The following is a 17,068-nucleotide window of genomic DNA, read 5'->3' on the forward strand; positions in this document are numbered from 1 at the left end:
AGGGGCGATGGCCCCTTTTTATCAAATCCCTACTTTTTTGCCTTAAAGAACTTTTCACGTTGTTTTAACCAGGGATTAATCGCCATAGTGGCAACACTTTCACTGTGACGTTCCACTTTTTGATTGAGTGCTCGAGTACTTTGATTAAACCGCATCGTTTTACTTGGGCCGCCAAGGTAGGCTATTTCATCTGCATCGAAGCTACGCCCAGCAAAAAGTAGTGCGTTTAAATAGCCCGGTTCAGTTTCATAAGTATCGTCTGTCAGCAGTAACAAGGTATTATTGAGCGCCCAGCGTTCACCAATTTCACCTTCGTCTTTTTCACCGACTAACTCGCCGTTAATAAATACTTTTAAAACCCCATTTTCAGGCGCGCTATAAAACACAATAGCAACGCGATACCAGATGTTTGGTTGTAGGTTACCAAAAAAGCCACTATCACGGGTTGTGATACCTACGCCATTTGTATCGCGGTCAACAAATAGATCCGCATCGTCGTTGTTAAGCGGATCTGTTTGCAGTAGCCCACGGAATTCATTGCTACTGCTTTGCGGCCACATAATATCCATTACTAAGGTGTAATCGGCGACTTTATTGTTTTGGTAAAAATCGCCGTTAGCGGGCACATTGTGCTTTAATGCTAAGCCTTGCGATGGGCTATGACGACCAAAGGCCAGTACGCCAGAGCTGCCATCGGGTAGATCTGCAATATTGGCATCGCTGGTGCTTACAAATGGACTGCGTTCCGGCCCCCAATCTTTATTGAGTGGATCAAAGTAGCTCAGTTCACTCGGGCCAAAGTCGGCTTTAAATGGCGCATCTAAATCATTGAAATTCCAAATTGTGACATAGTTATCTTCAAGGCAGCTATTTAACGGTTGGTTGGTATCAATATGCACACATTGGCTGGTTCGCTGGCGGGCATATTGATCTAGCGCCCACCAAGATTCTGATAATTCTGTAGGAGCAGGTAATGTAACCCCCGAGAAGAACAGGTTGCCGTTATAAGCAGGGCCCTTTTGCAGCGCCACGCGATAGGTTTTGTCATTGCTGATAGATTTATCGCTTGCCAATTTAAATACCCATTCTGGCTGCGCTAAACGCATTTGGTTTAGCTCGTTGCCAGAAACAGAGACTTCATAAAGCGCGTTAAACCCAGGCGTATCAGATGGCTGTCTTTCAACATAGTAGGTCTCGTGAAATTTCTCTTGGGTTAGCTTACCCGGAGTCCAACGGTTTTGTACTTGAATTGGATCAAACAAGGCGGCATCGACACTGTGGGTAAAGAATGTCGCATTTGCTAAAATTTCGGCGGTTTGCGCTTCGTTTGGGTAATTTTCAGAAAAGGCAATAGCGGTATTGGCATCAGGCGCATAGCGCCCCATAATTTGCTCAATAGTGCCGACCATCTGTTGGTCAACAACATCGATATTACTCGTTAAATAAGTTTTGTAGTCGTAGTTAGTAATGGTGTTTGAATCGGTATTTATCGTCAGGGTTAAATCCGTTAGGCCTTGTGCAAAAAAGTTTGGCTGAATAACCAGTGCACCGTTATCGAGTGCCTGAATACTTTCGCCGCCATGGGTATGACCACCTAATACTAAATTAACGCCAGAAATATTTTCGGCAATACGGGTGTCGCCGCCTATGCCCATGTGGCTAAGCATAACCATAAAATCAACATCTTCACGATACGTATTAACAATACCTTGTGCAACAGATGTCCAGTCCCAGTTCATTTTAAAGTCGGGGATAAAATCTGGAATCGGGGCGGTTTGTAAGGGCTCATCGAGCTCGTTCCATGGTACTGATGTCATACCAAAGAAGCCCACTTTTAAACAACCGACTTGCACCGCGGCAAAATCAACAGCGGCGAAGCCATTTTCGTCATTGCCGATATAGCGTGTATTACTGGCAAGCACAATGGCATGATCGTCATTGGCATAATCTAACAGTTGTGCTGGTCCCCAGGCATAATCGTGGTTACCAACAACACGCACATCAAACTCCATTGCTTTTATCGCATCGACAGTGGCAAGCCCTTGTGAAATTTGTTCTGCAACTGTGCCTTTTTCATAGTCGTCGCCACCATTAGTGAATAAGGTATACGGCTGTGCTGATTTGGCATTTTGGTAGTGGCCTTTTATGCGACTAAAGAGTTGTTCTTTATAGCCAAAACGAGAGTGTAAATCGGCCACATGAATAAAGCGCAGCGCTTGCTCATTGGCATTGGTATCGCACTCTGGGCCAATCACTTTGCTAATTTCTAATTCGCGCTTTGGCTCAAAAAGCACCGCATATTGACCAAGTTGACTAAGGCTCGCTTTAACGCTTGCAGCACTGACACTACTGGTAATTGGATACCAAGTTGTATTTTCTAAACGGGCTAAATACACTTTTCCTTGTTGATATTCAGTTAAATCAACAAACACTTCCATTTCAATTGGGTTGAGTAGTGTTTTGTCTTCAGGAGAGAGCGTATAGGTGTTTGAAATTACCTGTTGCGTTTGCGTTGAAGGCGCGCTTTGTGAAGTGGTAACTTTTAAGGTGAAATCACTGTCTGAAATACCTGCGGGTATACGCAGCGCCATTCGGCCATTATCAAAGCTGGCGTTTAAACTCATCGATGGTGTGATTACGCCACCTTGTTCTAGATCTGGCACATATACTTTTTCAGTTTCGCCACCACCACATGCACTTAGCGCTAAACATATTAGTAATGAACTTAAAAGCTTGTAAGTTTTCACATGTCACCCAAAAGAATTAAATTGAGGGTGAAAAATACCATATCTGGCAGCTAAGCTTCAATTACACTTAATGACATAAAAAAAGGCCTATAGAAACTATAGGCCTTTTTTTGCAGTAAGTGCGTTATTAACGAGTCGCTGTTACTTCAAGCTCTTCTTCTAACACTTCTTCTTCAGTGTGGTGATGATCTTCTGCACCGTGCATCCAATCAACAAGTTTATCTGCCATACAGTACAGTAAAACACCTGAAGCAATCGCAGTAATAAAGATACCGCCAAAGATAGACATTGCATTTGCAAGTTGCTCTTCTTTAGTCGTGTCGCCGTGTCCAATAAATGAACCAACGATACCACCAACTTTGTTCGCAATTGCAATAAATAGGAACCAAGCACCCATCATTAATGATGCGATACGTAGCGGAGCTAGTTTAGTTACCATTGATAAACCAATTGGTGATAAACATAATTCACCCATTGTATGGAAGAAGTATGCACCTACTAACCACCACATGCTTGATTTATTTGTTGGGTCACCGTCCATTTCCATAACCGCACCCATCATAAATACAAAACCAATACCTAATAAGATAAGGCCAAGTGCAAATTTAACTGGTGAGTTAGGTTCTTTGTTACCAAGACGGATCCAGATAGACGCGATTACCGGAGCAAATACCACGATGAAAATTGCATTTAAAGATTGGAACCACGTAGTCGGTACTTCGAAGCTACCAATGTTACGGTCTGTGTATTCGTTAGTGAAGATATTCATTAGGCCGCCAGCTTGCTCGAAGCCTGCCCAGAAAACAACAGTGAAAAGGCCTAATACCATGATTACTTTAATGCGGTCACGTTCAACAGCAGTTAATGGCTCTTTACGTACTTCTGTTTGTTGTTGCTTTTCTAACTTAGCTGCAGGGATTGTACCTATGTTACCAAGTAGTTTTTGCGCAAATAAGAATTGAATAATCAATGAAAAAATCATACCAATACCGGCACAAATGAAGCCCGCTTGGTAGTTACCATCATAATGTGCAACAACTGAACCAACTACGATACCAGAAAGTGCAGCACCTACGTTGATACCCATATAGAAGATAGTAAATGCGCCATCACGACGGTTATCACCTTCTTCATATAAATCACCAACCATGGTTGAAATATTTGGCTTGAATAAACCGTTACCAGCAATTAATAGACCTAAACCTACATAGAACGCTTCCGTTTCCATGCCAGGTACCCATGCGTGCGGCGTACCTAAGATAAATTGACCCGCAGCCATTAAGAAGCCGCCGATATAAATTGCTTTACGTTGGCCTAAGTACTGATCCGCTAACCAACCACCGATTAATGGCGTAAGGTAAACAAGACCGGTAAATGTACCATACATTGAAAGTGCGTCGGCTTGGGTCCAACCCATACCGTTACCGCCTTCAGAATATACTTGGTCTACTAAATAAAGTACTAAGATTGCGCGCATTGCGTAGTAGCTAAAGCGCTCCCAAAGTTCTGTAGTGAATAGCAGGAATAGGCCTTTCGGGTGGCCTAACATTTCACCTGCTTTAGGGACTGAATTCATCGTATGCTTCCTAATTCAAATTATTGTTGTGGCCAATATTATTATTGTTGTTACTACCTTTCGGTTTGAACGGGCGGCCAATTGTTGTGTTTGGGTAACAGTTACCCACAAAGCAGATTTGTGTTAATAAACATACTGAACGAGGGGTAAAATAAGGTTATTAATACAAACTGCATCCGGCCAGTATACCTAGAGAGTTTTTTAAACAAAAGCCCTTATCTAACAGATTTGACCTGTTTGTATGCACTTTTGCCGTTTATTTATGCAGGTCTTGGCACAGGCCTCTTAGAAACGCGATAAAACCGTGCTCCGTTAACCAGTGTAGGTGCGCTTCATCTTTTACTAGAAAATGGCCGCAAAAATTGAGTCCGTTAGCGAATATTGATTCGATATGCGCGGTTTTTCGTGGCACTAGCCAGAATAAGTCTTTATTTATAATTAGGTTATAGGCACCGGTCTCAATATCACTGTTATTTAAACCAAATTGTTGAAGCGCTTGCTGATAATACTGGGTACACATTGCTAAATTTAACGGGCCAAATCGCACAAAACTGATGTCGTCTAGCTGTTTGGCAATAGCCGTAACGGTGTCACTGTGTGCTAAGCGAATTAATTGCATATGGCGATGCCCTTGGCTAGCACCAGCAATAGGACCGGCATTATAAAAGCCAACATCATAAGGCGAATTTAAATGTTCAAGCCAAGCTGAAAAATCAGACTCCGTTAAAGGGCTTTGCTGCGATACAAATTCTTTACTGCACAACAGGGCATGGGGTTTTAATACCGGAAACTTATTTAACAGTAGCTTGTGTGACGGTGGGCAGTCTTTTACAAACATCGCCTCTTCATGAGGTAAAAATGGGTTAGTCTTTTGCGTGCTTTGATGGGGTTTGTCGATTTTTTTAGCGACGCGCAAGTGCACCGTGAAGTGAATGTTATTATCCATAAAGGATTGGCTTTGTGTTGTGAGTGGCTGGAGCGTTTTTGTTTTTAATGCGATTTCTATTTGCTGTTCAACTGCTTGCCAATACATAATACATCCTATATTTGATCTTAATGAGCACGAGTGAGTTATGCGCCGCGGTTTTTCTGTGCCAAACGAAAATGACAGCTTTAATATACGCGTCTTTAAACAAGTTGTACCTTATTTATTAGAGTTTCGCACGCGCATTATTATTGCGTTTTGCTGCCTAGTCTTTGCTAAGCTTGCCAGTGTTTATTTACCTTTTGTACTGAAATACACGGTAGACACGTTAGATCAACAAAATAATATAGTGTTACTAGGCACAGTTGGTTTAATTGCCGCCTATGGTGTATTGCGTCTTGCCAATGTGGTGTTGTCTGAATTACGCGACATGCTATTTGGCCGTGTTACTGAGCGCGCCATGCGTCGTATTAGTATGAAAGTATTTAGCCATTTACAACACCTCGACCTTAAATTTCATTTAGATCGCAAAACCGGTGGCCTTGCCCGTGATATTGAACGCGGAGTATCGGGCATTAGTTTTGTGATGCGCTTCTTTGTTTTCAATATTGGCCCAACGTTAATCGAGCTGATGTTGGTAATTGGTATTTTAACTACCAAATATGGCGCTAAATACGGGCTAGTGATCGCCGCCTCTGTGGTGGTTTATATTACTTTCACTGTGTATGTGACTAATTGGCGATTAAAGTTTATTCGCGAAGCCAATATGGCGGATAACCGCTCAAACACCCGCGCCGTTGATAGCCTGTTAAATTTTGAAACCGTAAAATACTTCAATAACGAAGAGCATGAGATTAAAGAGTACGATATTGAACTTGCGGCTTGGGAAAAAGCGCGCCGTAAAAACCGTTTATCACTGTTTGCCTTAAATGGCGGCCAAGCATTGGTTATTGCGACAGCAATGACCTCAATGCTGTTATTTGCTGCGCTTGATGTGGAAGCTGGGGCAATGACCCTAGGTGATTTTGTGTTAGTGAATGCTTTTATGATGCAAATATTTATGCCGCTTAACTTTTTGGGTTTTGTCTATCGTGAAATTAAAGGCTCGCTCACCAATATTGAGAACATGTTCGATTTACTCAAGGTTGACTCCTCTGTGTCGCGCAATAGCAAAAGTGAGTCACTTACAGTAAACAAAGGGGCCATTACGTTTGAAAATGTCAGCTTTGGTTATGCAAAAGAGCGTACAATTTTAAATAATCTGTCTCTTAATATTAAGGCGGGTAGCAAGGTTGCAATTGTTGGCCCGAGTGGCTCGGGTAAAAGTACTTTAACCAAGTTGCTCTGCCGATTTTATGATGTAACCAATGGCAACATTCAAATTGATGGGCAGAATATCGCTCAGGTCAAATTAGATTCATTGCGCGAAGTTATTGCCGTAGTACCCCAAGATACCGTGTTATTTAACGCCAGTATTTATGACAATATTCATTATGGCAACTTATCGGCAACGAAAGAGCAAGTGATCGCAGCAAGTGAAGCCGCGAATCTGAAAACCTTCGTTGAATCGCTTAACGATGGTTTTGAAACCCATGTTGGTGAGCGCGGCTTAAAGCTATCAGGTGGTGAAAAACAGCGTGTTGCTATTGCAAGAGCACTATTGAAAGATTCACCTATTATGGTATTCGATGAAGCAACCTCTGCACTTGATAGCCATAATGAAGAAGCCATAATGCGAACCATCAAAAAAGTGGCACGCCATCATACTGCGATTATGATTGCCCACCGCCTCTCAACCGTTACCGATGCAGATCATATTTTTTATTTAGAGCAAGGGCAGCTGGTGGAAGAGGGTACACACCAACAACTACTTGAAAAAGAAGGGCGTTATGCCGCACTTTGGCGCAGTCAAAGTCAGTAATAAACAAATAAAAAAGGGAGCTTAGCTCCCTTTCTTTTTAATTATGTGGATTAATAGTTAGCGTAAGGCACGATTAGCCTTGGTACTAATGGCAGCTCACCGTAAACAGGGTTAAACAAATACTTCACGTAAATTTGACCATAATTTGGTTCGTAAAAATCAGCGCGGTCGATATTAAAGCTCGCACCAATTAACCATTGAGGTTGCACGCGGTATTCAACTAAGCCCTCAATACCCCATGAAAATCCACTGCTTTTGTCAGCAGCAAATATTGGGTCAATGCCCGTTTCAACTGCTTTGAGCTCAGCAACAGCTTGTAGTTCAGGGTTATTTGGGTAAAGCTCAATGGCATCTGTGGTTGTGCGCGAATAGCCACCGTTCACTTTGAGGCGATAAACTAAGTCCTGCTCAAAACGACCATCTACTGTAACAGGCACTGACAGGCCAAGGTATTTTTGTGGGCTGTAGTAACCGCCATGGCCATACGTTTCTTCTGAAAGGTTATGCTTATAACCCCAATACAACAAGTTAGTACCGACAGACAGTTCAAAGTCTGGCTGCTGGATAAAGCGATAGTAGGCACCTGTCATCGCACGTTTTCGGTCGTTATCAAGTACATTTTTGCCTTGATAATACTGATAATCGAGCGTAGCCCAAAAACCCCAATCAAGGCCGAGATCGTGATACAAGCCAAGGGTAATCCCATTGCTGGTAACGCCACCCCAAATCTCATTTTGATTAACGTCTTCAAGACCTGCATATGACAATACGCTGTTAGTGAGTGCTCTACGCTCAATTTCAATGTCGTAGCTGAAGTCACCCAGACTATTTTGATAGAGCATGCCACCTACGATATTTGAAAGTAAGAAGCCTTGTGGTGTGGTACCAATATCCACACGCCAGTTTTCGTTTTGCCAGCCAACACCTAAGGCAATACCTTGGTCGCGAGGGGTAATGCTAAATAACGAGCAAGTATCATAGCAAAGTGCGCCAGTACCGTAGCGGCTTGCGGCAAATCGTTCTGAAAAGTTAGTTTGTTGGGCAGATATACTAACGGCATCCGCTTTAACAAATAACTGACCCTCTAAAAATGGGAAGTAGCCTTCAAATAACGCCGCACCTAAGCCCAATTCATGATCGTTTTGCGTACTGGTTTGACCGCTAAAGTCGCCAGCAAGCGCAATATGCCCATCGGTACGGTTTTTAATTTTTGCAATGCCCGAGCGAGCAGAGCGCATATACCAAGTATCGGTTTCTTGGTCTTGTGCTAAGTCATGCAGCACTTTTTTGTCGGCAACATCAACACGTTGTTTTGTAAGTACTTGACGATAGTATTCAATCGCAAGTTCGCTTTGGCCAAATTTATCGGCTACTTGGCCTGCAAGATTGAGTAATTCGCCATCGCTTGGTGAGAGTGCGAGTAGATCTTTTTGGTATCTGAGCGCGTTATCTTGATCTTTAAAATCGAGTAACAGGGCCATTAATCGGCGCTGATTATAGTTTTCATCTGCTGGAACGCGATAAACTAAGTGTCTAACTACTTTTTCACCCAGCGCATATTTATTACTAAACAAGGCTTTTTCGGCAACTTGATACTCAGTTTCGAACTCTAATTCGCCGTATTTGTGCGCATTTTCATATAAAAAATCAACTTGTTCAAAATCACCTTTATTTAACGCAAATTCAAGCAAGCGTGCATTTGCCGGAATGCTCGATGGGTTGTTGCTAAGGTATGATGTTAAGATAATTTCTTCACGATCAGGCTGTTTTTTTACTTGGTAGCGCACCTTTAAATTTTCAATTTCGCGCTTTTCACTTTGGGTTTGCGCCGGCGCCATATGCAAATTGGCAAACCATGAATCGAGATCATCGGCGTCGTCTGCGCTAAGCAACCATTCACTGTATAGCTGATACCAGTAGAAGTCGAGTTTAGGTGAGCCATTCAAAGCTGTTTTGAGCTGGCTGGTGGCGCGGTTATGCATGCCTAGCTTGTACCATTGCGCAGCAATTTGTGCTGTTTGCAGGTTACTTAAATCATTTTGATTTTCGATGTCTTGCAACAGGGCAAGAGCAGAGGCTTTTTGTTCGGTCTCAATTAACACATCGACTTGTTCAAATTGCTCACCGAGTGCTAACGTTTCTTTTAATTCTTTTATTTGCGGCGTGTAATCTTTCACTCGAACATAAGATAAGCTTTGCAATCCGGCGCGAAAATCGCCTAGTGAACGCATATAAAGTGCGTGGGTATAGCGAATTTCTGGGTTCATTGGAAAACGCCAAAGCGCTTGGTTGTAGACCTTCTTACTGGTGTCGATATCACCTAACTTGCGCCACTCAAAGGCCAAGTCATAATAAAGCCAGCCATTAGTAGGTGAGGTTTTAATTGCTTTTTCAAGCAGTGCAATCGCTTCTTTCGGCTCGCCTCGCGCAGACAGTTCTTCCGCTTGTTCACGGTAAATTGCCGTTTTTGCAGCGTTTATTTCCGCACTGACCGTATCGCGTTGTTTTTTAGTTAAACTTGATTCAAATCGCTCTAGTGCATTAATACTTTGTTGCTGTTCTACAATATTAAGCAATAAAGACAGGGCATAGCCATTATTAGGGTTACTGCGTAATACGGTTTGCAGGTATTTTGTCGCCTGCGCTGTGTCACCTTTGGCCTGTGCAACCTGTGATGAATAAATCAGTACGGTATTAGTGTCTTCTTTGAGTTTTAACGCATTGGCTAGCAGTTGTTCGGCTTTTGTCAGCTCTAAGGCATCAATTGCAGATCTTGCTTCGCTGATCAGTCCCCAAAACTTGGCAGTATTTAATAGCCCTAACCAAATTGATTTATCGCTGCTGTCTGCGAGTTTGGCGGCCTTGCTAAAATATTGTTGGGCATCGGCATGTTTGCCTTGTGCCATTAAGCTACGGCCAAGATCGCCCACTATATCAGCGTCTTTTGGTCTGCCTGCGGCTGCTTTGCGTAACAGCTTTTCTGCAAGTGCGTAGTTTTCTTTTGCCATATGGCGTTTTGCGCGCTGCCAGGCTTGGTAGTTAGGGTCGGCTTCTAGCTTTAGTTGTGCAACTAATTTTTCACTAAATACTTCGTACTGCAATTTACCTAAATCACTTTGTGGATAGAGGCTAAAAAAGTAACTGTATTGTGAGCGAGTAAAGGTGCTAATTGGCATATCTTCTAACGCATTTAACCATACTCGCTCCACTTCAATGCGCATTTGCGAATGGGTTGCGTATTTACGCAATATTGCCAGCGATTTTTTGTCAGTGGGTTTTCGTTTTAAGATATGGCGCGCATAGGCTACTTCAAACTGTGCCGTATTAGGGTAGCGTTGCGTCAGCTTAGTAAATAACTTTTTTGCTTGTTGCCAACTATCTGGATCAGCAGAAAGTATGTTGGCATATTCAAACTTTAGTCTCGCCGTTGGTATTTCGCCGCGAAATAACGCTTTGAATTGCTTTGCGGCTTCTTTTGATTGACCAGCGCGAGCCAATAAGCGCACAGCTTGCAGTTTTTCTTTACCTTCAGGTGAGTGAATATACGCAATGCTATCTAAGCGTTGAATATACGGATAAAACGGTTCATCTTTTTTAAATGCTTTGAGCTCTTCAACGGCTTTTTCTGTTTCACCTTGCTCGAAGTAGTAGCGGATCCAGGCAGCGCGAATATCGAGGCTGCCAGGCTCAACTTGCTCTAATCGTGCGAGACTATCAATCACCAGTTGTGGTTTTTGTTGTGCCTCGCCTAGTTCAACCTGCTCTAAAAGCCAACTAATAGGCTGAGCATCAAGGCCTTCACTGGCATGCAGTTGTTGGCCAAGTAAACAGCTTACTAATAATGCTGTCGCTTTTAGTTGCATTCGGTGCTCCATGCCGGCACTAACGAACCGTCATTTAGTAACTCAAAACGTGCATTGGTCGCAGCAGTGCCAAACAATGTGAGTACACTGCTGTAATAATTATTTCGCAGCTCATAGTCTATGTTGGCGTTGATTTTTTGATTAATCATGCTTGCGGTTACGCGATCACCAAATGATTTCATAAAAGGTAGAATCGCTGCTTGAAAGCCAAGAGGGCCAGTTTTTGCAGTACGTCCTGATTTAGCATAGGTGTTGAGTGGTACTGCGCGACTGCTACTTACTTTTCGCGCCATTGGGTCAAATTTGAACAACAGCTGCTCTTTGTAACTAACATCGTCAGCTAACAAACCTACCCATAAATAACTGCGAATAGCATTGAAGTTACCCTCATCGTTATGCTTTTTAGTGAAGTGGAAGCCCTTTTTGGGATTGTATAGCACCCAGTCAGGGCTAAAGCCTTTTGGCGCACTTTCTGAAAGCACAACCAATGATGAATTGAGTACTTCTTGCCATGGTTGGCTTGGATAGAGCTCAACAAATCGTTGGAAAATAAACGGCGGCAAATAACTTGGGTTTAAACGCCATGTTTGTTCGCCTACTTCGAAGCCATAAGGGGCAGGTAATAGGGTTAATCCTAGTCCTGGTAAAAACTCGGTTTCTTCTTTTAAAATGCGCTTTGCCATTACTGCAGCAAGTACCGCATAACGACGTTCATTCCATAAACGGCTTGCTTCTGCTAGTGCGTAGGCTATCCATAAATCAGAATCAGACGCAGGGTTAGAATCTAAAATCCCATAGCTAGTTGGCGTTTTTCGGCCCCAAAGCCATGCCGGTAAACGTGCGCTTAAATCACCTTCAGCAAGGTGACGCTCGGTCCAATTAAGCAGTTTATCAAAGGTTTCTTTATCGTTCGCTACTAACGCAAAGAATAAACCGTAAGATTGACCTTCACTGGTGGTAATGTTTTTCTCAGAACCAAGATCAATTACGCGACCATCTTTTGAGATGAAATTGCTTTTAAACGTTTGCCACTCAGGCCACACCATACAACTTTCTGCTTTTAGCAATGTCGGCATTAGAAGCAATAATACAATGAGTAACTTTTTCATATTTAGTCTTCCTTCTCACCAACACGTTTGCGCGCCAACGTATTAAGAACACGCCATAAGATAACAGATAAAATAAGTAATGTAAGAATGGTCATAAATGCTAATAACAGCGGATGATCTGATAAGTGGAACCAAATAAGTGTGTGCAGCGGTAACGAGCCAATATAGTAGCGCTCACCTAAATGCGATTGATGCACTTTATATGGGTTGATAATTGTTGCAGTGCCTTGCACTTCAATTAATTTAGCGCCATCAATTAGGGTTTTGTTGATAAGCCCCAAATCATTGCTGGTTGCGGCCATAATTGATACGACACTGCGCTCGTCGTTAAACGGCGATTGGAACCCTGCAATCGCTGCAAGTGAACCATAACTCTCGAGTGATACGTGCGTTGAGGCATCTTCATTGCTCTTAGCGTACTTGTACGGTTGCGTTTCATAAATTGCTTGCTTTATTTCACGTAGAGAGTGATTAATCAGCACCGACATATGCTCGTTTTGAGCAAAACTATCTGCACCTGTTTGCGAGCCAATGAGCAAGATATCTTTATCGTCAAAATCAATGTCTGCGCCGTTATCGGTGAGGATCGTTGCTTTTAGTGATGGGTAACCCGTTGTTTGCCCTAAGTGACCTGTTGCAGTAAGCAAGGTTTCGACTTCATCACGGTTAGGTGATTGTGGTAAAACAATTAAGGTTTCGCTTAAATCTGCAAACTTAGTAAATGGAAAACCACCTTGTGCGTAAGCATGCAAATTAGGCATCGCAATATAATGGTGATAATCAGAGACATCAATTGTAGAGTTCTCGTCAATTGCGCCTATGGTGCCCTCAGGTGCGGTAGTTTGACAAAAACCTTCTTTTTCAGTTGAGAATAAGAACTCAAAGGCTACGTCATTTTTAATATCCACTTTAAAACCGGGTACGGTAAAGTAACGTTCTTTATCGGTATCATCGGTCGATAGCAGTGGAATACGAATATCTTCATCGACTAACGTTGAGTACTCATTCGGGTCGAGTTTGTAACCTTGCACATACTCTTGGTTAATCGACATATTAAGGCGTGAAACACCTTTATCTGTTGGTGGTGTATAGCGGTATTTTAATTCGATTGGTAAACCGTCGGTGTACCAAGTGAATAAATCGGGCGCGACACGTACATCTAGTTTTACTGGTGGTGCACTGTAGCCAACAGCTTGAAGTTGATTTTTATACTCGACCAATTCGCCAAAACGAACCGGGCGATCTGAGCGGATCCAACGCGGCGCGTCGTAAGCTTTACGTGGCTCAATGTATTCAACTTTGTTAATCTTTGCACTGCGGCCAGTCATCATTGGCAAGCCTAGTGCTAAGCCTTCCGCTGCAACTTTTAAGTCATCACTATTACGGCCTAAGATTAACAAGAGTTTTTGGTAACGATGCTCTGGGTTTGCAATTACTTCAACAACTGGGCCATCAACGCCTGGGTAATCCGCTAAGAAATCAGGGCGATTATCATTGGTTGCAAAAACAACACTGTGTGAACTTGGTAGTGCATTGTAGTTAACTGGGAATTTTGCACCACGCCAGTTTGCCTTTGCGCCAAACCATGAGCTTAAAATACTTGCAGCGTGCAAGGTTGTGTTATCAGGCGTTTCGTTAAATACAAACGGCAGTGTTAACTGAGCATAATCACGTTCATCAAAAAACGGTTCTGGGAACTGAGCGAGTAAGCTCTCAAATGGTAATTGCTGCTCGGTATAGGTAATGCGACTGGTACGACTAATATCAGCCCAAATACTGGAATGAAATGGGTCTTCACATTCACGGGTATAGTGACCAATTAACTCAAATCTGAGGGTGTTGAAGTCTTCAACGAATTTAGGCTCAAGCTTAATGCTATGGCGCTGCATGCCTTCGTTAACTTTATCTGGGCTCGCGTCGGTGACCGGAATTGTCGCCATAACTTCTTCATTTAAATACACCTTTAAATGGGAAAGTTCTTTGATCAATGCAGGTGAGCTGGTAAATGCAAAATCGAGACTCAAATCGGTAATAATGTGATCAACACGGTTAGTAAAATCAACCGTACGACTTGCTTGCACTCCGCGCAAACGCATATCAGGTCGGTTCAATTGCTCAAATGTATAAGACAAGGTACTTTGAGGACCTGCCTCAGGGTAACCTTGTTTGTATATTTCTTTATTTTCAGCAATTTTGATTGCGTTGCGGGCAAAGTTGCCTGTTGCATTGTTGCCGCTTGTTGTTGCGTAGCCATTGATACTACACAGCGAACTGAGCGCCAATATGCTTCCTGCTACTTTAGTTAGCACTTTCATAATTTAAATTTCCCAGTTTTGGCTTTTGCGGCATAAATGAGCCAACCAAAATTAAAATATTACCAATCTTTGTTATGTATTTCTTTGCTTTCGCTGGTGCATGAAGAATTAAGCTTTTAAAACCACGGATACTGGTTTGTTTTACATGCTTAAAACTTTCAGAGGGAAGATCATGCGTAAAATTCTCTTGCCAACCGAGCCACGCATCAGCGCGACTAAAGGTTGATTCAATATAGTTTTTCTCTTGTTCTAATGTCAGATTACTTAAAATCAATCCAACTCGATTTTTACGTGCGTTAATCACTTTACACGGAAATGAAAACTGTCGGCGTCCACGTGACATAATCAGGTCAACATCAGTTTCCACATTAATTAAATCATCAGCTGGTAACTGTACGCCTACACCAACATCACTAAAATCAGTTACCCGTACTTTGTATGTTCTGCCATTGGCGTCGCGTAGCGCAGCAGGGAAGTTCGCCGTAATACGGTGTGAGCGTCTTACTTGTTTTGCTTCTGCCGCAACTGCAATCGCCGCACCTAAAATCATAAAGTTATATAGTGCCCATGCCATACTGATTAACAATACGCCGATTTGAACGGGGTCGCCAAAAAATATACGAAAAACACCAACAACTAAGCCAATTAGGTTAATGGTTGCGAGAAAAAGGTATGGTTTTGAGATTTCCCAATCATAGAAGTCTTTATCGGTTAAACCACCTTTTTCGGTTACGTTAAACTTACCTTTGTTAGGCGCAAAAAGTGCCACGGTTGTAGGCTTTAAAATATACCAAGCAAGCACTGCTTCATATACTTCCCCCCAAAATGAATAACGCCATTTACCTTGGATTCGGGAGTTGGTAATTTTAACCTGCATTAGGGTTGGCACCACGTATAGTAAAATTGCTAAAAACGGTGCGTAAATAATATAGGCGTCAAAATAAATGAGTGCCAAGGGAGCCGTTAAAAACACGATGCGCGGAATACCAGAGAAAAAGTGCATTGCCGCGTTCAAATAACAAAAACGTTGGCTTAACGAGAGCCCGCGCCCAAGCAAAGGATTATCCACCCTAAATATTTGCGCCATACCCCGCGCCCAACGAATACGCTGGCCCACGTGGGTCGACAAACTGTCAGTAGCAAGCCCGGCAGCTTGTGGAATATTAATGTAAGCGGTGCGATAGCCTTTACGTTGCATTTTAAGTGCCGTGTGAGCATCTTCTGTTACTGTTTCAAATGCGAAGCCGCCAATTTCTTCAATTGCACTGCGACGAATTACGGCACAAGAACCACAGAAAAACGTAGCATCCCATAAGTCGTTTCCGTCTTGAATTAGACCGTAAAACAGCATGTTTTCGTTAGGCGTTTGGGCAAAATTACCGAGGTTCTTTTCAAACGGGTCAGCAGAGAAAAAATGGTGTGGTGTTTGCACCAGACACATTTTAGGGTCTTCAACAAATTGACCTATGGTCATCTGTAAGAACGAACGTACAGGTACGTGGTCACAGTCGAAAATGGCAATTAACTCACCATCAGTGTAACGCATTGCATGGTTTAGATTACCTGCTTTAGCGTGAAAGTTGTTTGGACGAACGATATAGCCCACACCAATCTCAGCAGCGAATTCCTTAAACTCGTCGCGTTTGCCATCATCAAGAATATACACATTTAACTTGTCTTCTGGCCAATCTAGCGCCAGAGCTGCGATAGTGGTTGGTTTTACAACACTTAAAGGCTCGTTATAGGTTGGAATGTAAACGTCAACAGTAGGCCAACTACTGGTGTCTTTAGGAAGCTTAACCGGTTTGCGTTTTAATGGGCGCATGGTTTGGAAAAAGCCCAGAATTAGAATAAACCAGGCATACGCTTCTGCGGCAAGTAAGCCAAAGCCTAAAAACAAGGCGATAGGATCACCCCAATTAAGTGTTTCATTCACGCGCCACCAAATATAACGGGTAGAGGTCGTGATTGACAACGTTATCATTACAATTGTCGGTAATGGTCCTTTTATGCCTCGCAACGAGTAGGCGATAAATAAGATCAAACTCATAAAAATCGCTTGTGCTTCAAGGGAAAAAGGAACCGTAATAAATATCGCCAATAAAAAAAGTACCGCGGCAAGCAGTATCTTAGTGATATGAGGTTTTTCCCAAAAATCGGCGGAGGTTAATTTTTGAAATCCGGTTTGGGTATTTTCATTAATTTCTTTGTTAAGTGATTGCCGTACGCGCAGGGTAAACCATTTATCGAACCGCATTGCCCAGTCGATAAACAGCGGCAAAATTTTAAAAATGGAATATTTTGATTCTTTCTCAACGGTTTGTTTTTCGCCACGCTTAAATTTTACTAGTGTTAGAAAGGTTAATTGAATAACAAAGCGAATTGGGTCGCCAAGGCGAAAGCGATTTGGTTTTAGCTGTGGAAAGTAACGATAAAAAGCATTATCAAAATCTATACGTTCTAATTTAATAAAAGCATGCAAAACAAAGTGAGTCACAGTAAGTAGCAGTGACATAAATACACTGTAACTATTTTCTTCAAAAAAGAAGCGATAGCGTGATTTTACTCTACTAATGTTATGCTTTGGGCTAACGAGGCTAGACGTATTCATA

At 42.5% G+C, this 17,068-nt stretch carries 8 protein-coding genes; 1 reads left to right on the forward strand and 7 read right to left on the reverse strand.

Annotated elements, in window-relative coordinates; translation table 11 throughout:
- Positions 1 to 29: 29 nt before the first annotated feature.
- The 3 genes from ACXAFE_RS04795 to ACXAFE_RS04805 form a co-directional block, all read right to left on the reverse strand.
- Positions 30 to 2,747, reverse strand: a complete 2,718-nt coding sequence (locus tag ACXAFE_RS04795) for a metallophosphoesterase (RefSeq protein WP_475149357.1) — start codon at positions 2,745 to 2,747, stop codon at positions 30 to 32.
- A 127-nt stretch (positions 2,748 to 2,874) separates the two neighbouring features.
- Positions 2,875 to 4,323, reverse strand: a complete 1,449-nt coding sequence (locus ACXAFE_RS04800) for a peptide MFS transporter (protein WP_475149361.1) — start codon at positions 4,321 to 4,323, stop codon at positions 2,875 to 2,877.
- A gap of 256 nt (positions 4,324 to 4,579) precedes the next feature.
- On the reverse strand, positions 4,580 to 5,356 hold the full coding sequence (locus ACXAFE_RS04805; protein WP_475149366.1) for an ATP adenylyltransferase family protein: 777 nt from the start codon (positions 5,354 to 5,356) through the stop codon (positions 4,580 to 4,582).
- 40 nt (positions 5,357 to 5,396) lie between these two features.
- Between ACXAFE_RS04805 and ACXAFE_RS04810 the strand changes: the two genes are divergently transcribed.
- The gene (locus ACXAFE_RS04810) at positions 5,397 to 7,169 is read left to right on the forward strand and encodes an ABCB family ABC transporter ATP-binding protein/permease (RefSeq protein WP_475149371.1); all 1,773 of its coding nucleotides are present in this window, start codon (positions 5,397 to 5,399) and stop codon (positions 7,167 to 7,169) included.
- A 50-nt stretch (positions 7,170 to 7,219) separates the two neighbouring features.
- On the opposite strand, the gene ACXAFE_RS04815 is transcribed toward ACXAFE_RS04810, so the two are convergent.
- The 4 genes from ACXAFE_RS04815 to bcsA are packed head-to-tail and all read right to left on the reverse strand — an operon-like array spanning position 7,220 to position 17,067.
- Complete coding sequence (locus ACXAFE_RS04815; protein WP_475149374.1) at positions 7,220 to 11,032, reverse strand: cellulose synthase subunit BcsC-related outer membrane protein; 3,813 nt, start codon at positions 11,030 to 11,032, stop codon at positions 7,220 to 7,222.
- Entirely contained in the window at positions 11,023 to 12,141 is a 1,119-nt protein-coding gene (bcsZ, locus tag ACXAFE_RS04820) for a cellulose synthase complex periplasmic endoglucanase BcsZ (protein ID WP_475149377.1), read from the reverse strand. Before bcsZ ends, ACXAFE_RS04815 begins: the two co-directional genes overlap by 10 nt.
- 2 nt (positions 12,142 to 12,143) lie before the next feature.
- The gene (gene bcsB, locus ACXAFE_RS04825) at positions 12,144 to 14,456 is read right to left on the reverse strand and encodes a cellulose biosynthesis cyclic di-GMP-binding regulatory protein BcsB (RefSeq protein WP_475149380.1); all 2,313 of its coding nucleotides are present in this window, start codon (positions 14,454 to 14,456) and stop codon (positions 12,144 to 12,146) included.
- Complete coding sequence (gene bcsA, locus ACXAFE_RS04830) at positions 14,440 to 17,067, reverse strand: UDP-forming cellulose synthase catalytic subunit (protein ID WP_475149384.1); 2,628 nt, start codon at positions 17,065 to 17,067, stop codon at positions 14,440 to 14,442. The genes bcsB and bcsA overlap by 17 nt, the downstream gene beginning before the upstream one ends.
- Position 17,068 lies beyond the last annotated feature (1 nt).

It is taken from the genome of Pseudoalteromonas sp. ABV4_021 (assembly GCF_056159365.1).

Bases quoted from the DNA above. Each gene is read 5' to 3' on its own strand.
- ACXAFE_RS04815 (WP_475149374.1), bottom strand. From the start codon at position 11,032: ATGCAACTAAAAGCGACAGCATTATTAGTAAGCTGTTTACTTGGCCAA.
- ACXAFE_RS04805 (WP_475149366.1), bottom strand. From the start codon at position 5,356: ATGTATTGGCAAGCAGTTGAACAGCAAATAGAAATCGCATTAAAAACA.
- bcsZ (WP_475149377.1), bottom strand. From the start codon at position 12,141: ATGAAAAAGTTACTCATTGTATTATTGCTTCTAATGCCGACATTGCTA.
- ACXAFE_RS04800 (WP_475149361.1), bottom strand. From the start codon at position 4,323: ATGAATTCAGTCCCTAAAGCAGGTGAAATGTTAGGCCACCCGAAAGGC.
- ACXAFE_RS04810 (WP_475149371.1), top strand. From the start codon at position 5,397: ATGCGCCGCGGTTTTTCTGTGCCAAACGAAAATGACAGCTTTAATATA.
- bcsA (WP_475149384.1), bottom strand. From the start codon at position 17,067: ATGAATACGTCTAGCCTCGTTAGCCCAAAGCATAACATTAGTAGAGTA.
- bcsB (WP_475149380.1), bottom strand. From the start codon at position 14,456: ATGAAAGTGCTAACTAAAGTAGCAGGAAGCATATTGGCGCTCAGTTCG.